General features: G+C 53.0%; 19 protein-coding genes and 1 other annotated feature. Of the genes, 10 read left to right on the top strand and 9 right to left on the bottom strand.

Annotation, left to right across the window (positions count from 1 at the left end; all coding sequences use genetic code 11):
• The first annotated feature begins 13 nt into the window (after nt 1–13).
• Nucleotides 14–652: a 7-carboxy-7-deazaguanine synthase gene (locus AXA67_10995; GenBank protein KXJ40375.1), complete on the top strand. Its 639-nt coding sequence runs from the start codon at nt 14–16 to the stop codon at nt 650–652.
• A gap of 30 nt (nt 653–682) precedes the next feature.
• Here the strand turns inward: AXA67_10995 and AXA67_10990 are convergent, their stop codons facing one another.
• A complete protein-coding gene (locus AXA67_10990) occupies nt 683–922 on the bottom strand; it encodes a hypothetical protein (protein KXJ40374.1) in 240 nt (79 codons plus the stop codon).
• On the opposite strand from AXA67_10990, the gene AXA67_10985 reads away from it, so the two are divergent.
• Nucleotides 921–1,589: a 7-cyano-7-deazaguanine synthase gene (locus AXA67_10985; protein ID KXJ40373.1), complete on the top strand. Its 669-nt coding sequence runs from the start codon at nt 921–923 to the stop codon at nt 1,587–1,589. The two genes, AXA67_10990 and AXA67_10985, sit on opposite strands and share 2 nt — an antisense overlap.
• 665 nt (nt 1,590–2,254) lie before the next feature.
• On the opposite strand, the gene AXA67_10980 is transcribed toward AXA67_10985, so the two are convergent.
• Nucleotides 2,255–4,129, bottom strand: a complete 1,875-nt coding sequence (locus AXA67_10980) for a hypothetical protein (GenBank protein ID KXJ40372.1) — start codon at nt 4,127–4,129, stop codon at nt 2,255–2,257.
• Nucleotides 4,130–4,203: 74 nt separating this feature from the next.
• Nucleotides 4,204–4,395, bottom strand: a binding site (cobalamin riboswitch).
• Nucleotides 4,396–4,457: 62 nt separating this feature from the next.
• Here AXA67_10980 and AXA67_10975 point away from each other — a divergent pair.
• From AXA67_10975 to AXA67_10955, 5 genes are all read left to right on the top strand, one after another.
• Nucleotides 4,458–5,849: an argininosuccinate lyase gene (locus tag AXA67_10975; protein KXJ40371.1), complete on the top strand. Its 1,392-nt coding sequence runs from the start codon at nt 4,458–4,460 to the stop codon at nt 5,847–5,849.
• A gap of 45 nt (nt 5,850–5,894) precedes the next feature.
• Nucleotides 5,895–6,461, top strand: a complete 567-nt coding sequence (locus AXA67_10970) for a hypothetical protein (GenBank protein ID KXJ40370.1) — start codon at nt 5,895–5,897, stop codon at nt 6,459–6,461.
• A gap of 309 nt (nt 6,462–6,770) precedes the next feature.
• Complete coding sequence (locus tag AXA67_10965) at nt 6,771–7,550, top strand: hypothetical protein (GenBank protein ID KXJ40369.1); 780 nt, start codon at nt 6,771–6,773, stop codon at nt 7,548–7,550.
• Between the two features lie 3 nt (nt 7,551–7,553).
• On the top strand, nt 7,554–10,307 hold the full coding sequence (locus AXA67_10960; protein ID KXJ40368.1) for a hypothetical protein: 2,754 nt from the start codon (nt 7,554–7,556) through the stop codon (nt 10,305–10,307).
• A 181-nt stretch (nt 10,308–10,488) separates the two neighbouring features.
• Complete coding sequence (locus tag AXA67_10955; protein ID KXJ40367.1) at nt 10,489–13,752, top strand: hypothetical protein; 3,264 nt, start codon at nt 10,489–10,491, stop codon at nt 13,750–13,752.
• Between the two features lie 167 nt (nt 13,753–13,919).
• Here the strand turns inward: AXA67_10955 and AXA67_10950 are convergent, their stop codons facing one another.
• The 6 genes from AXA67_10950 to AXA67_10925 all read right to left on the bottom strand — a co-directional run bounded on the left by AXA67_10950 (nt 13,920) and on the right by AXA67_10925 (nt 17,478).
• Nucleotides 13,920–14,579 (bottom strand): carboxylesterase, encoded by a 660-nt coding sequence (locus AXA67_10950; protein KXJ40366.1) that lies wholly within the window; start codon nt 14,577–14,579, stop codon nt 13,920–13,922.
• 307 nt (nt 14,580–14,886) lie between these two features.
• Entirely contained in the window at nt 14,887–15,966 is a 1,080-nt protein-coding gene (locus AXA67_10945; GenBank protein ID KXJ40365.1) for an ABC transporter substrate-binding protein, read from the bottom strand.
• Between the two features lie 24 nt (nt 15,967–15,990).
• The gene (locus tag AXA67_10940) at nt 15,991–16,446 is read right to left on the bottom strand and encodes a hypothetical protein (protein ID KXJ40364.1); all 456 of its coding nucleotides are present in this window, start codon (nt 16,444–16,446) and stop codon (nt 15,991–15,993) included.
• An 11-nt stretch (nt 16,447–16,457) separates the two neighbouring features.
• Complete coding sequence (locus AXA67_10935; GenBank protein ID KXJ40363.1) at nt 16,458–16,865, bottom strand: 6-pyruvoyl tetrahydrobiopterin synthase; 408 nt, start codon at nt 16,863–16,865, stop codon at nt 16,458–16,460.
• Nucleotides 16,866–16,897: 32 nt separating this feature from the next.
• Nucleotides 16,898–17,194 (bottom strand): pilus assembly protein PilZ, encoded by a 297-nt coding sequence (locus tag AXA67_10930; protein KXJ40362.1) that lies wholly within the window; start codon nt 17,192–17,194, stop codon nt 16,898–16,900.
• 104 nt (nt 17,195–17,298) lie between these two features.
• A complete protein-coding gene (locus tag AXA67_10925) occupies nt 17,299–17,478 on the bottom strand; it encodes a hypothetical protein (GenBank protein ID KXJ40361.1) in 180 nt (59 codons plus the stop codon).
• Here AXA67_10925 and AXA67_10920 point away from each other — a divergent pair.
• From AXA67_10920 to nudF, 3 genes are read left to right on the top strand one after another with little or no spacing between them, the layout of a single operon-like run.
• Nucleotides 17,477–18,157 (top strand): two-component system response regulator, encoded by a 681-nt coding sequence (locus AXA67_10920; GenBank protein KXJ40360.1) that lies wholly within the window; start codon nt 17,477–17,479, stop codon nt 18,155–18,157. The two genes, AXA67_10925 and AXA67_10920, sit on opposite strands and share 2 nt — an antisense overlap.
• Nucleotides 18,158–19,540 (top strand): hypothetical protein, encoded by a 1,383-nt coding sequence (locus AXA67_10915; GenBank protein ID KXJ40359.1) that lies wholly within the window; start codon nt 18,158–18,160, stop codon nt 19,538–19,540.
• Nucleotides 19,537–20,148 (top strand): ADP-ribose pyrophosphatase, encoded by a 612-nt coding sequence (nudF, locus tag AXA67_10910; GenBank protein KXJ40358.1) that lies wholly within the window; start codon nt 19,537–19,539, stop codon nt 20,146–20,148. The genes AXA67_10915 and nudF overlap by 4 nt, the downstream gene beginning before the upstream one ends.
• Here nudF and AXA67_10905 read toward each other — a convergent pair.
• Nucleotides 20,145–20,945, bottom strand: a complete 801-nt coding sequence (locus AXA67_10905) for a hypothetical protein (protein ID KXJ40357.1) — start codon at nt 20,943–20,945, stop codon at nt 20,145–20,147. The two genes, nudF and AXA67_10905, sit on opposite strands and share 4 nt — an antisense overlap.
• Between the last annotated feature and the right edge of the window lie 101 nt (nt 20,946–21,046).

The following is a 21,046-nucleotide window of genomic DNA, read 5'->3' as shown; positions in this document are numbered from 1 at the left end:
TTCGAGGCAGGCCTTGTCTTTAAAAGTCACGGAAATTTTTCTCTCCCTGCAAGGCGAAAGCCGAACCTTAGGGTTGCCGACGGTATTCGTGAGATTAACCGGTTGTCCACTACGCTGTCGCTGGTGCGATACTGCCTATGCTTTCCACGGCGGTCAACGGATGGCTTTGGAGGATATCGTAAAGGCGGTGGAGGCTTTTGGGGTTTCCCATGTCACGGTGACCGGAGGTGAGCCACTGGCACAACCGGACTGCTTGTCACTCCTAACCGTTTTGGCAGATAGGGGGTTTGCGGTTTCCCTGGAAACCAGTGGCGCGTTGGATGTTTCGGAAGTGGACACCAGGGTGGTCAAGGTTGTCGATCTTAAGCCCCCGGGCTCCGGTGAACTGGAAAAGAACCGTTATGAAAACCTCGACTATCTTTCCGAAAATGACCAAGTCAAGTTCGTGATCTCAGACCGGGAAGATTACCTGTGGTCGAAGGAAATGCTTGACCAATACCAACTGCCGACCCGTTGCGAAATCTTATTCTCTCCCGTAGCTGGTGAACAAAATCCAAGGCAATTGGCTGAGTGGATTTTGGAAGACCGCTTGCCGGTGCGTTTTCAGCTTCAACTTCACAAATTGCTGTGGGGCGATGAACCCGGCCGATGAAGCTCGTCTAAAAAACTGATGTTACACAACTTATGGCAAGGGCAGTACCGTCATACCCTCTCCCCACCCCCTCTCCCAAAGGGAGAGGGGATTCAAGGCATGGTCTGTCGCTTCCTCCACCGCTTGCGGGGGAGGGTTGGGGAGGGGGCAGCCTGTCTTGCCCACAAGCCAATGGCGGGCTTCCTTGCCAGACCGCTCATTACGTTTGAGGGCTACTTTGGAATGACCGTACGTAACTTCAGTAAAGAATAATGCAAGAGCTAACGCCATGAAAAAAGCAGTCATTCTTCTCTCGGGTGGGCTAGATTCTATGACCACATTACTTATGGCCAAAAATGAGGGTTTCGCCTGCCATTGTTTGAGTTTTGATTACGGCCAGCGTCAGCGGGCGGAGCTTCTTGCCGCCAAAAATATAGCAAAAAGGCTTGAGGCAGCTGAACATAAAGTCATTCATATCGGTTTAGGAGAGATCGGGGGCTCGGCCTTGACCGATAATGCCATTGCGGTTCCGGAAACGGCGACGGAAGGCATTCCGGTCACTTATGTACCGGCACGTAATACTGTTTTTCTCAGCTTTGCCTTGGGCTATGCCGAAGTGTTGGGAAGCTTGGATATTTTCATCGGCGTCAACGCGGTGGATTATTCCGGATATCCCGATTGCCGGCCTGAGTACATCAAGGCCTTTCAGAATCTGGCGAATCTGGCCACGAAGGCGGGGGTGGAAGGTGGGCGTTTTCAAATTCACACCCCTTTGATTCATCTGAGCAAGGCGGAAATCATTCAAGCCGGCGTTCAATTAGGCGCTGATTACGCTTTGACAGTTTCCTGCTATGCGGCGGATGAAGAGGGCCGGGCATGCGGCAAGTGCGATGCTTGCCGGTTGCGTCGGCAAGGTTTCGACGCCGCGGGCATTCCCGACCCTACCCGTTATCGTTGAATCATCGCCGCCAGGCAGCCACCAACTTCATACACTCCTTTCGTAATGGACACTGGGTTTTAGTGCAGAGGAAACGCTCATCGCTGCGGAAACACAGCGGCTTTTTGTCTTCACGCAAGGGTTTTGGTTTGGCAAGCGCTGAAAGCTGGGTGGTCATTTTTATTCTCCTGAAAAATGCTGGACATAGAAATACTAGTCAATTTTTATGCCACTGCATTTTCCAGGGAATATCTTAGCTAGCCCGGATATTTCACCAGCATCCCGGATGATGGTGCAGGACAGGTGCGGCTGGGCGCCGGGCTGGACTGAAAGGCATAGCTGTAGCTATGGCTTGAAGGAAGCCCAAGCCCAGGCGTGCCTGGACAAGCCAGGGCCGGGATAGGGTTCGGGCTGAATCCAAATCGGATTTCGGAGAAATCATAAAACCTAAGCATTTTATGAGAAATCAGTTAATTACAAAAAAGCCCGAATCCGGCTGGTGAAATATCCGGGCTGAATTCAAGGAATACAATATTTGATTACGGGATATGCCTCGGTTTGAGGGAAATGACGTGGTTAAAATGACAGGCTGCCCATGGGGCCTTCTTCCGGCATGGGCAAGCAGTTACGATTTAGCTGGACATTCTGAGGCGTTCCGGCCTTCCCATAAAAGGAAGGCCGGCACATTAAAACGATAAGCGGAAACCTCCGAACCCTGCCACCCGGCTGGCGCCATAACCCGGGACTTCCTCGTATTCCTTGTCGAGAAGGTTATTGATGCGGCCGAAAACCGTGAAATTCGGCAGGATTTGATAGCTGCCCGCCAGATTGACCACGACATAGGTGGGCAATTTCTGCTTGACCGAAAAGGATGAGAATCGCCGGCTGCCTACCGTAAGCACGTTAAGATGGAGGTGGCCATTTTCCAGAATAGCCAGATCCGCGTCGAAGCTGCCTTTATGTCTGGGGCGGTTGAAAAGGGCGTTCTCCTGGTTGTCTTCGGTATTCGTGAAGGTATAGCTTCCCCGCAGGGTTAAAATATCCAAGGGTTGGATTTCCACATAGGATTCCACCCCAACGCTTCTGGCGGCAGCGGTATTGACGTAGCCGGTACCAAATTCGAAATCAATCAAATTGGTAAATTGGTTGTGGAAATAGGTGGCGCCCAGCAGGATTTTATCTTCCCAGAAGCTCTGATCTATCCCCACATCCCAGCCGCGGCTGCGTTCCGGTTTCAAGTCCGGATTGCCGATAGGACCAAACTGGCCTGCAGGAGCCAGCAATTGGAACAGACTGGGCGCCTTGAAACCCTTGCCATAACTGGCGTGTAACTTGGTGTTTGTCTCCGGGATCAGCACCGCTTGGGAAACCCCCCAAGTTACCTTGCCGCCTGCCCGGTTGTGGTCATCATAGCGGACGCCCGCGGTGGTAATGAATCGGTCCCAAATTTCTATCTGGTTTTGGCCATAATAGCCTTTGGTGGTGGCTGACTTGGTATCAATTTCGTTAGTGTCGAACCATTCGGTTTCGGTCGTAATGCCGAACACCAAGGTATCCCAACTGGTCAGATTGAGGTTGTTCTGCCAGTCAAGCTTGAATTTTTCGCCGCGGAAATTACTGTCCAGGGCAAACTGATCGCCGGGTTCCAGTTGGTCACGATTGCGCCGTTCGGTACGGCTGTACGAAAGACGCAAGGTTTGTTGCCAAAAGTCATCGAATAACCCCAGTTTGCCCTGGCCGCGCACGAAAATTTGATCCCCTTCCTGGCGATTATTGGGGTCATCGCAATTGGGGCCACCGCAATCATCGATGTCGGTCTCGCTGTGATGAAAGCGGGCGGCCACATCGAGATTTAAATTGTCGAGCGCCTGCCAACCCATCCGGGCAGAAACAGTAGTATTTTTATAGCTGTCGTCTTCCTGGTTGCCTAACCGGTCATCGGCGGCGGAAAATCCTCCGGATTTCAGATGGCTGGCGCTGATGCTGTAGCTGACGCTATCCAGACTCCCGGCGCTGTTGCCGCCCAGTTTCCAGGTGCTGAAACTGCCACCCTCGGCACTCAGACTGGCGCCGGGCTTGCCTTTGCCAAGCTTGGTGACAATGTTGATAACGCCGCCAATGGCGTCCGAACCATAGAGAATACTTTGCGGCCCGCGCAGAATTTCCACCCGCTCGATGTTGTCCACGGTCAGGTTGGCAAAGTCAAAAGCCGCGCCCGGGCTGGCGGTATCATTGACTTCGATGCCGTCAATGAGTACCAGGGTGTGATTGGAATTGGCGCCCCGTAAGAATAACGAGGTGGTTTTTCCGAGTCCACCGGTTTGGACAACGTCCAAACCAGGGACAGAGCGCAGCACGTCTGACAGCGTAAAAACTTGCCGGGCGGCAATGTCCTCGGCGGTAATCACGGTGATGCTTCTGCCTATTTTGCTTAGGGGCTGTGGAATGCGGGTGGCCGTTACCACCAGAGGTTCAAGTTGGGTGGTATCATCATTGGCTGCAAGCACGGGTGATGTTGCGAAAACGGGGACTAAAAGCAAAGCATTCAAACGAATGTTCATGGGATTCTCCTTTTCGGCATGCCCTCCGCATACCGTTGGGTTAGAAGATTACGCCTCTGCAAAACTGGTGTGGCGTGCCAATTGGCCTGCCGGGCCGGTCTCCGGACTTGTGAGCAGCCAGAGCTGTACGAACCGCCTTCCCGGATATTGAAATCCAGTGGCATTGTGATTCGTCTTTTTCTCACCTACCGTTGCGGGGGCAGTGCCGGACTTGGACCGGCTTCCCGTTTCACCCTGCGAAGGGCACCCAGCGGCGAGGCTATTGTATAGGAAAGCCTCGGCTTTGCAATTATAATGGCCGCAATTTAAGCATTTCTTTAGAGGTAATATGACAACCACCCACAAACTTTGGGGCGGCCGTTTCGAGCAGCCTACCGACGCGTTCGTTGAAGCATTCACCGCTTCGGTCAATTTCGATAAACGGCTGGCGCCTTACGATATTCAGGGCTCCATCGCCCATGCCCGGATGCTGTTCAAGATCGGCGTGCTTACCGAAGAAGAATGCAATGCAATTATCAGCGGCCTGGAGCGGATTGCCGGGGAAATAGAACGGGGAGGGTTCCCGTGGTCGATTGCCCTGGAAGATGTCCATATGAATATTGAAGCCCGCTTGACCGCCCTGATTGGCGAGGCGGGCAAAAAGCTCCATACCGCCCGTTCCCGCAATGACCAGGTGGCCACCGATATCCGTCTTTACCTGCGCGACCAAATCGGCTATCTTCTCGGCGAATTAAAACGCCTGCAAACGGCTTTGCTGGAGCTGGCGGAAGCCGAGGCAGAGACCATCATGCCTGGATTTACCCATCTGCAAGTGGCCCAGCCGGTGACTTTTGGCCATCACATGCTCGCCTGGTTTGAAATGTTGATGCGCGACCGGGAGCGATTGCGGGACTGCCTGCGCCGGGTCAATATCATGCCCCTGGGGGCGGCGGCGCTGGCCGGGACTTCGTTTCCCATCGACCGCTTTTATACCGCGGAGTTATTGGGATTCGAGCGTCCCGCCGCCAATTCCCTGGATGCGGTGAGTGACCGGGATTTCGCCATAGAATTTTGTAGCGCCGCGGCTTTGTTGATGACCCATCTGTCCCGATTCTCCGAAGAGTTGGTGATTTGGACCTCGGCCCAGTTTGATTTTATCCAACTGCCGGATGCGTTCTGCACTGGCTCTTCCATTATGCCCCAGAAGAAAAACCCCGACGTGCCGGAACTGGTGCGAGGCAAGAGCGGCCGGGTCAATGGCCATGTGATGGCGCTGCTTACCCTGATGAAAGCCCAGCCCTTGGCCTATAACAAGGATAATCAAGAAGACAAGGAACCCTTGTTCGACACCGTGGATACCCTGAAGGATTGCCTTAGGGCGTTCGCCGACATGATGCCCCATGTTCAGCCCAAGCGGGAGAAAATGAAGGAAGCCGCCCGACAGGGTTTCGCGACGGCGACGGACTTGGCCGATTACCTGGTGCGTAAAGGCGTGCCGTTTCGCGACGCCCACGAAATTGTCGGTAAGGCGGTGCAATTGGCGCTGACCAAACACTGTGATTTGGCGGATTTATCCTTAGAGGAATTACAGGCTTTGTGTTCCATGATTGGCGAAGATGTTTATCAGGTCTTGACATTGGAAGGCTCCGTCGCCGCCCGCAATCATTATGGCGGTACCGCGCCCCGGCAAGTAAGAAAAGCCGTGCAAGAAGCCCGGTTGCGGTGTGACGAAACAGTGTGATATGGATGGCACAATAGGTAAAAGATGCCATCAGGAGAGATTGCCATGACCCAACACGCACAATTGCAGCGGATTTCGGTGGAAGATTATCTGGCGGGCGAGGAGCACAGCGATATTCGCCACGAATATGTGGCGGGCCAGGTATTTGCCATGGTAGGCGGTACCTTGGGACACAACCAATTAGCCATGAACTTGACATTCCTGCTACGCAATCATTTACATGGCAGACCTTGCTCCGTCTATATGAGTGATGTCAAAGTACGGATTGACGCCGCCGATGCCTTTTACTATCCCGACGTCGTAGTCAGCTGCGAGACCGCTGAGCCCAAAGACGTATTTTTAACCGAGCCGGTGTTGGTGATAGAAGTCTTGTCGCCTTCCACGGAAAATACCGACCGGCGGGAAAAGTTGCTCAATTACCAGAAATTACCTGGCCTGAAGGAATACGTGCTGGTTTCCCCAGACGCCATTCAAGTGGAAATCTACCGGCGCAGCGGTGATCTGCTGGGGGAAGTGGAGATCGCCGGACCGGAAGACGCCAGTGTGTGGCTGTCTTCTATGGAAGCCCGGTTGCCGCTTGGGGAAATTTATGCTGGACTGCGGATTACCTGATCTTAAAAAATGAGGATGTCGCAAAAGCCCAAGGTTGGGCTTTTGCGACTCGGAATCGAAAAAGCGCGACTTTCCGATTCCTCCATTTTCAATGGCTTATGGCCATCGAAAATGACGATGCATCCATGCATCGCCGAGGGTGTCGGCTTTTGCGACACCCTCTAAAAATGGGAAGGGGTTCCCATTGTGGAAAATAAAACCCTCAGAATCGTTTTTTCAAACGTTTTTCGGTGAAAATCGTAGGGGAATTGGCTAAAATTCAACCAATTGTGTCATACTGACGGGATCACAAAGGTACAGGGGGAAGATATGATGACCCTAGAAGACTTGGCCGCAACGCTGGATCTGGCTCCAATGGGTGTGTTAGTCCTCAAGGATGGGCAAATTGCCTGGCTAAACCAAACCCTGGCTGACTTGACTGAACAGCCCCGCGAGGCGCTTGTGGGCAATGCGATTGGCGATAGCCATTTTTCCAATTGGTTTCAGGAGATAGTGGAAGTGGCTACCACGGATGGCATGCACCGTCATTTCAGATGGCATCAAGCAGCATTGGCCAATGGCTCTCAGGCCCATTATTTTGTGGAAATTACCGAGCAAGTCTCCCTGCAAAAAACCGCCCAAGCATTGGAGACCAAGCTTCAAGCGCTGGATCTCAAGGATGCCACCACGGGATTGCAAAACCGCCGCGCCATTATGCAAGAGTTGAACCGGCAAATCAGCCGCAGCCGCCGCTATGAAAACCCTTTGTCCATCATTCGCCTCACTCTGGAGTCTTCGGTGGAAAAGCCCCGTCAGGATGAAATCATGCGTACCCTGAGCGCGGCATTAAAAGACAAGCTGCGTTGGGCCGATGAGGTGGGCATGCTCGATGACACAACATTTCTGTTAGTGTTGCCAGAAACTTCCCTGGAGGATGCCAAAGAGCTGGCAACCAAACTTTTGAGTGACCGGGCGGCTCTGGATTTCAGCGCCGATGAGGGAAAGATCCGCTATGGGGTGGCGGCGTGGTCAAAAGGGGATGACCTACTTAAATTATTAAAACGGGCAGAAAAAGACCAAGATCTCAATTTGAGCGCATTGCTCTCCTGACGTTTGCGCTATAAATCCTATCGCCCTATTTCCCTTGGCGCACCCGGCGAAGAAATCAGCCGGAAGGATCTGAATTCAATACTGCGCCGCTTTCTTCATTTACACCGCTTGCGCAGGCAACGATTACAGGCGTTGTTGACGCCCCGCCAGTGTGATTGTCTGCAAATTCTGCCATTGCTGTTTCATCACAACACCCCTTCTTTGCCAGGGTATCTGGATGCCGACACCCCTTCCGGCATTAGTGATTACTTTCCCAACAAGACAGTGCTTCAAGCCGCGAAAAGGCTGGTGAAAAGTTTTCGATATACCCGGCTGAAGCGGGCTGATTCTCCGCTGCAGGCGATGTTTTTAATGGGTAGCGTCGGCAGTATCGCCTACTCCCGTCACAGTGATTTGGATGTGTGGCTGTGTCACCGGCCCGGCCTGGATTCCGAATCGCTGGCAAGACTTCAGGATAAATGTCACCGGGTGGAAGCCTGGGCCGCGGAGGAAGGGCTGGAGGTTCATTTCTTCCTTATTGATCCAGAGCGGTTCCGGCAAGGACAAAACCTGCCTTTATCCAAGGAAAGCGCCGGCAGTACCCAGCATTATTTACTGCTGGAAGAGTTTTACCGCACTGCGGTGCATCTGGCCGGACGGAAGTTATTATGGTGGTTGGTGCCGCCGGACCAAGAGGCCAATTATTCTGCCTATGTGGCGCACTTACTGCAAAAGCGGTTTATTGATGCTGGCGCAGTGATTGATCTGGGGGGGCTGGATGGTGTGCCTGCCCAGGAATTTGTCAGCGCGGGCTTGTGGCATTTGTACAAAGCCTTGGCGTCACCCTACAAATCTTTGTTGAAGATACAGCTACTGGAATGCTATGCCAGCGAATACCCCACTCCCCGATGGCTCAGTACCCAAATCAAGCAAGCCCTGTTCCAGGGTGAAGTCGATCCCGACGCGCTTGATCCTTATTTTCTCTTGTATAAGAAGGTTGAATCGGCATTACAAGATAGCAATCGAAGCAACCTTTTGCCGTTAATTCGGCATAGTTTCCTGCAAAAGGTCAACTCGGCCTCGCTACCGACATATACTCAACCGAATTACTTTTTACATGATTTGCTGCAATCTTGGGGTTTGGAAGTTAAAGGTCTAAATCGGCTGGATACCCATCAGCGCCAGCGTACCGAGGAAATCCTGGAAGAATGGGGTGTCCTGACGGAAGCCCTGGAGGAAAGTTACCAGCGCCTGCGCCGGTTTGCTCATCGATACGGAGACGAACAGCCCCGGGAAAACGAAGATCTGATTTTATTGGGGAGAAAACTGCACGCCGCTTTGGAGCGGCGTCCTGGCAAGCTTGAGATAATTCTTTTTGACCAGAATCGCCTGGAAAGAGAAGCGGTTTTAACCATAGGCATGTCTCAGCATTCACAAGGCAGCTTGCTTTGGCAGGTCAAGGGAGAGTCCATTAGTGGGGGGCAGGGCCGATTACTGAAACAGGGCCATAGCCTGGTTGAAGTTTTGGCCTGGGTGATGCTCAATCGCATCAATCAACCCAATACTCGTTGGTCGATTGATGTCGAAGTGCCGGTTTCAGAACCGGAATTGCGTTACTTATGCCAGGCGTTGAGGGGTTTTCGCCGTCTTGCCAAGGAAATTCCCTTGGGGAACTTTCGGCAATCGCCCAAAATAGAGACGGTGCATTTATTTGCAAATATTGGCCTGCCCACGCAGCTTTCGAGTCAAGAAGGATTTCAGGTAACCAGTCAGCGTTATGATCCGCTCAGTTATGGCGCGGTCAAGGCTTGTTTGCTGAAAACCGTTGACCAACTTTCCTGCAATAGCTGGGGAGAAATATTGGTCAGTAAGCATGAGGGGCTGGAAGGACTGTTCGAATGTTTGACGCAAGTTTTGAACGAAGGCGAGATGCAGGCCAAAATAGCCTGTCACTGCTATTCCTCCCGTACACTGGCGATGCGGATAGAAGCCATTTATCAGGCCATGGTGGCGCAGTTTTCCTCGCCTGGGGAGAGCTGGCAGGTTTTGCGGGGTGGCCAGCGGTTTTACATTTTCCAGGGGCGACACCTGCGAGTGCAATGGTGGGAAGTCGGCGACTTCAATGCTTTGGAAGACGTCTTGGCGAAGCCAAGAGATAAGTTCATTCCAGTCGTTTTTGATACGTGGGCGCTTAAAGACAGCCCGTTGCCTCTGCTTTTCCAGCACAACCGGGAAGGGCGTGTGCAGTTGTATTTGCAGCAAAAAAAACAGCATATCCAAGTTTACATTCTCGATGAGCGGGGCGCCTTTTACACCCAGTCCTATGAAAGCGTGCCGCAGTCTGCCGTGTTGCAAAGATATGCGGGATTTTTGCACCGTCTTCAGCAACGTTATGCCAATGAACTGGCAATTGACTGTTTTCAACTGAATGGCATCGGCGGAGATTGGCAAATTCAACCCTTGACCCTGCCATTGGCAACCGAGCCCGAAATTGATGTTCGGGTTTATGCCGAGGAGATTAGCGGCGGCCAAATTTACTACACCCTTCTGTGTAATAGGGAGGAATTTACTACCCTGACCCTAGGGGATAATGTTTTTTCACGCGCCGCTGAGAGAATCCGGCAATTGCGCCGTCACCGGGAAACTTACCCGGTTTATCTGAGTGATTTGGCCATCCCGCCCGGATTGCTGGGCGTCTCCTCACCTTCTTTGGCCCACACCGCAGTGCTACTTGCCTATAAAAGAAAGATGGAAGCGCGGTTGAATATGACCTTATAAGTGGTTGATATTTTCACCGCAGAGACACAGAGGGCGCAGAGAAATATATGGATAGGGTCGGAGTAACCTGAAACATCTATAATGACAGCTAGTCCCAGGGTTTTATCTCCGTCCTCCACAACCTAATCTGGTAACAATAAATCTCTGCGTCTCTGCGGTGAATTATTGAGAAAATAACCCCATGACCTCGAAAAACCCTCCCATCCTGCAAGGCCAAAGCCTGGATTTGTTCAGTCAACCGGATATTCCTGGCTTTGGTGGCCAGCAATTTGAGTGGCCAAAGGCCGATGAGTTTCCATTGAATCTTGGCCCGCGTCATGTTCAAGACACAATTCTCAAGGATCTGCACCAATCCCCTAGCCCGTTACTTGTCGTCGGCTATGCCTCGCTGGACCGGATTATTGACTTTGTCGCCCAGGCCGGTGATCAGTCCAGGCCACGGCTTTTGTTTGGTAACGAACCCTTTCCCTCCCGGCGGGAAAGTTTCGAGCTGCGCCAAGTTAGCTTCCCCAAGGAAGTGGAAAGATATTGGCTCAGGCGAGGCATTTCCCTGCGCCTGAGCGCCAAGTTGATCCAATGCCTGGAGCGCCTCAAGTCCGGCCATACCCGGGCCCGTTATATCGGTGACTTGCACGCCAAGATTTATTGCGGCGAGGAAGCGGCCAGCGTGGGTTCTAGCAACTTCACCCAGCCGGGCATGCAGCGCCAGTTGGAGGCCAATACGCGATTCAGCAAACGGCAACACAAGCGCCGCTATGAGGCGCTGGTTCAGATTGCCGAAAATTATTGGCAAATGGGCGAGGATTATACCCCGGCGCTCATTTCATTACTGGAAAAGTTGCTACGCTGGGTCCATTGGCGGGAAGCGCTGGCCCGGGCCTGCGCGGAATTGCTTGAAGGCGACTGGGCTCAAGCTTATTGGCGAAATGCCTCTTTCGCCGGCGATGCCCCGCTGTGGCCTTCCCAGAAACAGGGCATTGCCCAGGCACTTTATATCTTGTCCCATCAAGGCAGTGTCCTGGTGGCCGACACCACAGGGTCGGGGAAAACCCGGATGGGCGTGCATCTGATTGGCGCGTTGATGGAAGATATTCTGGGCAAGGGACGGATTCATCGGGGTAAGGCCTTGATGATCTGTCCCCCGGCGGTGCTCCCGAACTGGGAGTGGGAATCCAATCAGGCCAGCGTCCCCCTCGATATTCATTCCCACGGCAGCCTCAGCCATCCCCACAGCCAGCGCCGGGATCTGACCATGGACACGCTGCGCCGGGCCCAGATCCTGTGCGTGGACGAAGGCCACAATTTCCTCAATCTGGGGTCATCCCGCACCCAAAATATTCTGCGTCACATGGCGGACCACGTCTTATTGTTCACCGCCACCCCCATCAACCGCAGTGTCAAGGATTTGCTTCGGATAGTGGATCTGCTCGGCGCGGACAACCTGGAACCGGCCACCCAGAAAATGTTCAAGCGCCTGCTGGGGGCCAGGCATATCCGCCGCGGTTTCAGCGAAGAGGAAGTCGAGGTTTTGCGCAAGGAGATCCAGCGCTTCACGGTGCGCCGCACCAAGGATATTCTAAACGGCCTGATTGCGCGGGAACCGGAGCAATACCGGGATAAATACGGTAATTTATGCCGTTTTCCCCGCCATCATCCCCATATTTATACCTTGAATGAAAGTCAAAGCGACCGGGACATTGCCCGTCAGATTCGCGAGCTGGCAAAAAAACTTTATGGCGTCACCCATTTTCTCAAGCCCATTGAATTGCCGGAAACCCTGAAAAGAACAGGGGTCAGTGAAGAACAATACCTGACAGGCCGGCTTAGCGCCGCCAACAAACTGGCGGGCTACCAGATCATGGTGTGCTTGCGCTCGTCCCGAGCGGCATTGGCCGAGCATATTGCCGGCACCCGGCAAGCGGTGGAGACATTTGCGCTGGATAAATTCCGCAAGCAGCACGCCACCGGTAATATTCTCGCCACGCTGGATCGCATCAAGGGCAAGATCCCGGTCAACCGGCTGGCGGTTCCGTTGCCACCGTGGCTGGCAGACGAAGCACAGCATGCTAGCGCTTGTGAACACGATAAAGCCATCTACCGGCAAATTTATCAGTTGCTTGGAGAAATGAGCGATGGACGGGAGGTTCGCAAAGCGGAAACCCTCCTCCGGTTGATGGATAACCTGCCAAAAGACAACCGGCTTTTGCTGGCTTTCGATAGCAAATTGATTTCCCTGGCGGAAATCGAACGCCAAATCCGCCGTCTTGCCGGTAACCGTTACCGGGTCATAACCGCCACCGGGGATCAGACCTCCGGACGCCGCGATGTACTGAACTGTTTCAGTCCCGGTTCGCCGGACACCGGGATTATCGGGCTGTGCTCGGACAGTCTGTCGGAAGGGGTCAACCTCCAGCGGGCCGCCACCCTGTTGCACCTGGATATGCCCACCGTGGTCCGGATCGCCGAGCAACGGGCGGGGCGGATTGACCGCCTGGACAGCCCCCATCGTGAAATCGCGGTGTGGTGGCCGCAAGACGCCCCGGAATTTGCCTTGTCCTCCGACGAGCGTTTTCTGGAACGGTATGAAACGGTGGAAGTCCTGCTTGGCTCCAACATGCCCCTTCCCGAGGATATGCAAACGGGCGCTGTCAAACCCGTTGATGTCACCGCGTTTATCCAGGAAGTAGCGCAAAAGAAGGATGTCTGGGACGGAATCCAGGACGCCTTCGCGCCCGTGCGGATGCTGGTAAGCGGCGATCATGCCCTGTTGGATGAGGCCACCTATGAACATTATCGCAAGCTGGAATCCAGCGTGCTTTCCCGTGTCAGCGTGGTGCAAAGCCAGCAATGCTGGGCGTTTTTATGCCTGAAAGGCTGCGGTTTTGGCGCGCCCCGCTGGGTATTTTTAAGTGACGGGAAAGAAAAGCCCGTTACCGACCTGGAGGCCATTTGCCAGCTGCTCCGGTCACGCCTTCATGAGGATGTGAAGCACCTGCCCCCAAGCCAGAAGGCAGCCGGCAAAATGGATCAATTCCTGGAAAAATTGGCAAGAATCGAAATCCAACTCCTGTCGCGCAAAAAGCAAAAGGCGCTGGAGGAGATGAAGCAGGTCCTTGGCGCCTTTGTGACGCAAAGCCGGGAAAAAAAGGACCAGCAAAGATTGGATGGTTATCTGGCGTTGTTGAATCTGTTTGAAAATCCCAGCCCCTATCAACAACCGGATTGGCACGAAGTAGCCGCCCGCTGGCTCGATATCATCCGGCCGATCTGGTACGAAAAGCTCAAGCAAAAACGCCGCAAGCCCTTGTTGCTGCGGGATATCCGGGGGGATATCATCGAGCGCGAAGGGCAAATCGGTCCCCGTGTTCTGGAGGAATTCCAAAGTTTTCCGCTGCTTCCCAGCGCTGATGAGCGGATTATCGCGTGTATTTTGGGGTTGGGTTAACCTGCGAGGCCCATCAAAATTGATTGCTTCTATTTGAGGCGTTCCGTTCTTCCTTCCCCGGGACGCCGTAAATCCATCCTTGGAGGCTTGATGGCAGCCATCCAGGCTGCCAACACCCGCGGAAGGAAGAACGGAACGCCTTGGTGGCATAAAAACCTGAAGGCAGGTTAACCCAACCGTTCCAGCAACCTGCGGCGAATTACCGCAATCTCCTCGGCGCAAACCGAGTGGGGCATGGGGAAGACGTGCCATTCCACTTGGTAGCCTTTGCTCAGCAGCAAATCACGGCTGGCTTCGGCCAATGGCAAGGGAATCAACGGGTCCTCGCTGCCATGCATCATCAGGATAGGGGGCGATTGAGAGGTTGCCCCGGGAAGTTCATCGGGCAAGGCGACATAAGTGGACAAGGCGATGACACCGCCGATGGGAGGATTGCGGCGCAGGCCGGTCTCCAGAGCAATGACTCCCCCCTGGGAAAACCCGGCCAGGATAATCCGCGCCGGGGCAATGCCATCGGCAATCACCTGATCGACCAGCTTGTCTATCAACCGCCGGGATTGGTGAATCCCGGCGGCATCCACACGTTGGCCGAGATCCGGGTGGGTGATATCGTACCAGGCGCGCATGACATATCCCTGATTGATCGTCACGGGGCGCTGGGGCGCATGAGGGAAAACAAAGCGGATGCGGAGGGAAGAAGGCAGCCGCAACTCTGGAACAATAGGCTCAAAATCGTGGCCATCGGCGCCCAGGCCATGCAGCCAAATAACACAAGCATCGGGATTCGGCACCGAATCCATGACGACTGAAGGTAAAATTTCATTCATTGCTGGCAAAACCCTCATCCAGAGTTATTGACGCCCGCCTCGAAAGCAAGGTAAAAAGGTAAAGCCAAAATATAAACTTAAAGAGAGGCGCAAAAATCATGATACAACTGGATTTGAACCCCCAAGAAAAAGAATATCTTATCGAAGCATTGGAAAGCTACCTCTCCGATTTGCGTTACGAGATCGCCGATACCGATTCCATGGATTTCCGAGAGCAGCTCAAAGCCAAAAAGAATGCATTGGAAAAAGTGCTTGCTGCGCTTCAGGCGGGCTAGGCGTGGGCAACGCTCGGCGGCTAAACATTGCCTTATAACGATCGCGCCCGCATAAAAGCCTGCTCGGAAATGGTTGACCACTTGGCGACTTGGCCGCGGAAGGTTGTCAGCGAGTCATAGACCTTTTTCGCCAAGGGATCCTTGGCGGCGATTTCAGCCACCACTTCTTGTGAGATGGCTTTGAGTTTTTTGATGACATCGTCCGGTAGTGCCGCTACTTTGACTTTGTGTTCGTTAATTAAGGTATCCAAGGCTTGCTGATTGCGGGCGGTCAGTTCCGACAACATATCCAGATTGGCGGCCTTGCTGGCGGCCAAGACTACTTGCTGTAAATCTTTCGGCAGAGCGTTGAATGCTTTTTTGTTGATAAAGCATTCAATGACCGAACCCGGTTCGTGCCAACCGGGATAGTAATAGTATTTGGCCGCTTTGTATAAACCGAATGCCAAGTCATTGTAGGGCCCGACCCATTCAGTGGCATCGATGGTGCCCGATTGCAGGGCGGTGAACAGGTCGCCGCCGGGAATGTTCACCGGGGTTCCGCCAGCCCGTTTGAGCACTTCGCCCCCGAGCCCTGGAATGCGCATTTTCAAGCCCTTGAGATCCTCGACCGATTTGATCTCCCGGTTGAACCAGCCCGCCATTTGAACACCAGTGTTGCCTGCAGCAGTGGGGACCAGGCCAAAACGGTCGTAAAGTTCGCGCCATAATTCCATGCCTCCGCCATAGTAAAGCCAGGCATTGACCTCTTGAGCAGTGAGACCGAACGGCACCGCCGAGAAAAACTGAAAAACCTCGCCCTTGCCTTTCCAGTAATAAGCGCCAGCATGACCCATTTCCGCAGTACCACGGGAAACGGCGTCGAAAACCTCAAACGCTGGGATCAATTCCTTGGCGCCGTAGACTTTGACTTTAATTCGGCCACCGCTCATTTCGGTAATCAATTGTGCGAGGCGGTTAGCGCCAGTACCCAGCCCCGGGAAATTTTTCGGCCAGGCAGTGACCATTTTCCACTTGAATTGTGCTTTAGCCGCCACCAAAGGCGTGGTTACCGCTGTCCCTGCAGCCAGGGAACCCATGCCTAGGTGGCGAATAAATTGTCTTCTTTTCATGAAGTCAGCCTCTTATTGTTTTTGTCAAGCGTTGGCAAACACCGTTTGTAAATCGCCATCGACGGCCGAAAAACGATAACCATGATGTAAACAGTGATCCAACCATTTATCCAAAAAATAATTCAACCGCCATTTATGTTCCAGCATTTGCTGATCCATCGGCCCCTGCCAGCGTTTGCGGGGCCGTTCGCAATCACTTAATACTTCCACCATGCCGGCATCCAAATACACCCGGAGCTTGAGCGCCGGTTCGAATAAAGGCTGCGGCTCCACCTCGAAGTAGTAACTCAGTTCCAGAATAAGTGTATAGGGAGCTTTCTCGTGGACACTGAGATGAAGGGCAGGTTTATCGCCCATGTGAGCTATCGAGTTTTTATCGAGCGCAGGTAAATGGGGAATCAAACGCAGTAGTTTGCGGAAATTAGATTCACACAAAGTTTGCAGGCATAGAAATTTATTGACTGGTTTCAGGTGGCTCATGATTCAATGCTTCATTCTCGATAGCTCGCATAGCTGGAATCTGTTTCCCATAAGATTACTTCGGTCACATTATACCCCTTCCCTTTGACGTGATCGTAAATCAGCTTGGCCAGCACTTCGGCGGTGGGGTGTTGGGATAAGGTCAGAAAACGTTCACTGGCTTCGCGAAGCAATGGGACCAAAGGATCTGATTCGTGCAAAAGGAGATTATGATCCAGATGCTGACGGACGAAAGAGGCAATGGCAATCTTCAAGTCCGCAAAATCACAGACCATCCCTTGGTCATTTAAAGACTCTGTAGCCACAGTAACGGCGGCTCTTACGCTGTGACCGTGCAGGTGCTTGCATTTGCCGGGGTGGTTCATCAAGCGATGACCGTAGCAAAAACGGACTTCTTTGGTAACGGCGTAATGGCCCATGGGGTTAAATCTTGGAAAATTTGTCTGTGGCGTTAACTTTTAATTGCCTTGATTTCCGCCGCAATTTCGTAATTGCCAGGCTTTTTTTCTTCAACCCGCAGCACCTTGACGAAAGCTTCCAGCGGCGGCGTGACATTATTGGCGGGGCAAATATTGATCTCCAGCGCTTTGCCTGGCTCTATCGGCCTGTCCGTGGAGAAGAGCAGCCCAGCACCGCTGAGATTATGGCAGATGCCGGAATATATCTCATCCGATTGGGGCAGCCGGTAGGTCATTTTACACTCAGTCTCCATGCGTATGAAACGGCGGCGTTCATTGTGATCCATCATACTTGTCACCTCAATTCAATCCTGTATTCTTAACATAGACAACTATAAATACAACTATAGCCCAGCGTTATCATAAAATCACAACAGTATTTTGAAACATGGGATTAGAACCTAAATTCTGCAAGTGATTCGGCATTCGGCTGCCAAATCAAGCCTTTATGCTCGAAGTAGCGCTGCCACGCCTGCGCGAAAATTGGCCAGCCACCTTGCCTAAAGCCTTGCTTGATACCCTCGGTGCTCGAATCACTTGCAAAATTTAGGTAGAAAAAAATCGAGGATGCCATGCGGATATTAATAGTCGAAGATGAACAAACCCTGCTAGATCAACTCAAGCAATTTTTCGTTGCCAAGGGTTATGCCGTGGATGCCGCCGCGACCGCCAAGGAAGCTCAGTACATTGGGGAAGAGTTTGCCATTGATGTGGCGATCGTGGATTTGGGACTACCCGATTTTTCCGGCCTTGAACTGATCAAACGGCTGCGAGAGCGCGGTTGTGAATATCCCATTCTTATTTTGACCGCCCGTGGCCGGTGGCAGGAAAAGGTGGAGGGCCTGGAAGCCGGCGCTGATGATTATTTAATCAAGCCGTTTCATTACGAGGAGCTGTGGGCCCGGATTAACGCCTTGATCCGCCGCTCGGCTGGCAAGGCCCACCCGGTACTGACATATGGTCCGATCGAATTGAATACCGTGACCCAGGAGCTTTTTCTCAATGGTCAGCCGGTGGAATTAACGGCCTATGAGTATAAAGTCCTCGAATACCTGATGCTCCACGAAGGCGAAGTGGTGTCCAAAACCAGCCTGACCGAACATCTCTATGAGCAAGACTTCGAGCGCGATAGTAATGTCTTGGAGGTGTTTATTGGGCGACTGAGAAAAAAACTGGATCCCGAAGGCACGCTCAAACCCATAGAAACCCTGCGTGGACGGGGTTATCGTTGGTCTTTGCGGAAGACTGACTAATTGATGGTTCGCGATTCATTAAATCTGCGCCTTTTGATTGCCGCGGGCGCCACACTGATTGCCTTTTTTGGTTTTACCGGGATTGCCTTGGAGAAAGCGTTTGGCGATGCCGCCAAAAAAGCCATTCAGGATCGTCTCCAGGCCCATATTTATACCTTGTTGGCTTCCGTGGAACTGGATGATAAAGGCAACCTAAGGCAGCCCCATCATTTGCCGGAATCGCGCTTCACAACCCCGGGGTCTGGACTGTATGGGTTCATTTTCAACGATCATAAGCTCATTTGGCGATCGCCCTCGGCGCTGGGTGTCACCATTCCGCCACAATCGCTATTGAGCGGGGAAACCCGTTTCCTGCGTTTGCAGGAAAAGCAGGATTTGTGGGTGCTTTATTATGGTATTACCTGGGAATCCCTTGACGATAAACCCATTCCCATGATACTGGCGGTTGCCGAGGATACCCAATCCCTGCTTCGCCAGATTAAGGATTTCCGCCAAACCTTGTGGGCGTGGCTGGGAGGTGCTGGGATCTTGCTATTAATCATGCAAGGGTTGATTTTACGTTGGAGTTTGCGGCCACTGCGGGCGATGACCGACGATTTGAAGGACATTGAAGCCGGCAGGAAGCAGCAACTAGAAGGCCGTTATCCCAGTGAGCTGAGTGGTTTGGCAAACAACCTCAATATTCTGCTGCAAAGCGAACGCGCCCACATGGAGCGATACCGGCACACGCTGGCGGACTTGGCCCATAGCCTTAAAACGCCACTGGCGGTATTGCGAGGGATAGATCAGGTTGATGAACCTTGCAGGGAAATCTCTTCTGTCCTGTCCGATCAAGTAGACCGGATGCAAAAGCTGGTGGACTATCAATTACAACGGGCGGCGGCCCGGGGTGGCCGGGGCACCTTGGAGCCGCTGCAGGTGGTGCCGGTCCTGGAGCGAATCGTGACTTCCCTGGACAAAGTGTATGCCTCCAAGGAAGTGGAATGTGAACTGACGGGAACTGAATGTTACTGCTTTCTGGAGGAGGGCGATCTCTACGAATTTGCCGGGAATCTTGTGGATAATGCCTACAAGTATTGCCACAAGTTGGTCAGAGTCCAGGTGGCGCCCGTTTCAGCCACGGAAAATCAGGCAGCTGGCTTTAAGCTGGTGGTGGAGGATGACGGTTCCGGCATCCCCACCATTTTGCGGGAAGAGGTGTTCAGGCGCGGAAAGCGGGCGGATGAGTCGACCGATGGCCATGGCATTGGCCTGGCGGTGGTTGATGAAATTATCCAATTGCATCATGGCACCTTGCATTATTCCCAAAGCCGGTGGGGTGGGTGCCGTTGGGAGGTGTTTATCCCCCACCCAATACAAGAAGAAGCGGATTCTGCTCAATGACGAAAAAATTCGAGTATCAGTACCAAATTGTTGAAGAAGAGACGGTTTATCAGGGATTTTTTAACCTCCTTAAAATCAAATTGAAACACACCTTGTTTCACGGTGGCTGGAGCCGGGTGCTGACAAGAGAGCTGTTTCAGCGGGGAAATTGCGTGGCGGTGGTGCCTTATGATCCGGTAACCGATCAAGTCGTACTGATTGAACAATTCCGGGTGGGGACTTTGAAAAACGAGGATCCGAAATGGATGCTGGAGATTGTCGCCGGCGCCATCGAGGCGGGAGAAACCCCTGAGCAAGTCGCCATCCGAGAACTCCACGAAGAAGCGGGGTGCGGGTCCAGGAAGCTCAAGCGGGTGACTGAATTCTATACCAGTCCCGGCGGCTCTTCTGAAAAAATCACTTTATTTTGTGCCTGGGTGGATGCGAGCCAAGCCGGTGGCATTCATGGCCTGGATGATGAGGACGAGGATATTTTGGTGCATGTCGTGTCGCTGGATGAAGCCATGGCCAAGGTGGAGAGCGGGGAGATCAATTCCGGGATTCCTATTTTAGGACTGCAATGGTTGGCGCTTCATAGGGAACAACTGCGCCGGGAGTGGCTGGATTAGCAACCGCCTTTCGCCTCGACTTTAAGAAAAATCCTTGCCTTGTCCCGGCGGGTGGTGTAGCGCCGTCCCATTAACGGGCTCGACTGGTTATTGCCGCGGGCATCGTGGCTTCCCAGTTCAATCCATTGTCCCAAATTTGCTTCCACGGTTGTGGAGACGCTTTGAATGGCAATATTGCCCCCGCCTGTGCGCTGCTGAGACCAAGGAGAAACTTGCAGCCGCACCTTGCATCCCGCCATTCTGGGCACCACCTCAAAGCCCTGGGTAATGGGCTTGTATTCAATGCCCCCGAGCACCTGGGGAGGATAGCCATAGATTTGGATGAAGGGTACCGGTTGTTCCTCTCCCACGGCAATATAGGCCGGGTGGCCTTCCAAGATCTTCAGACTTTGCCAGGTATCGCGGGAATTATCTGACTGGGTGTGGTACCAAAAACCCTGACCTTGGGCGGAACCCCCGGGCAAATGGATTGATCCTTGTACGCCTGCATTCAATTGCGCCAAATTGGCCTGAGCACTTTGCAACACAGTGATTGCAAAGGTTTTAAGGGGGCGGTCCAGTTTGGAAATCAAGGCGCGGATCTCGGCAATCCGCGTTGCCCTGGCCTTGACTAACAACCCTGATGAAGTTGCAACCACGTTTTCCGCTGGCTCCAAAACCGGCGCAAGCACCCGCGCAATTTCCTCGGGCAGCCGGTGCCGGACCGGGATAATCACGGTATCGCCGAAAGCCAAAGGGAATCCCTGGGCCAAAAACAGGGTTAAAAAGAGTAGCCAGCGGAAGTTTAAGTGATTCATAGTTATCTCAATGGCACTGTCTAATCAACGGAATGGGCTTCTCTCGAGCCAAGGCTTTGGTTATGATGCAATGTTTAACAGGCTTATCCTAAACCATAGGA

This window comes from Methylothermaceae bacteria B42, from assembly GCA_001566965.1.
Lineage (GTDB): Bacteria > Pseudomonadota > Gammaproteobacteria > Methylococcales > Methylothermaceae > Methylohalobius.
Note: the sequence above shows the minus strand (reverse complement) of the source record. Positions and strands in the feature narration are given on the sequence as shown.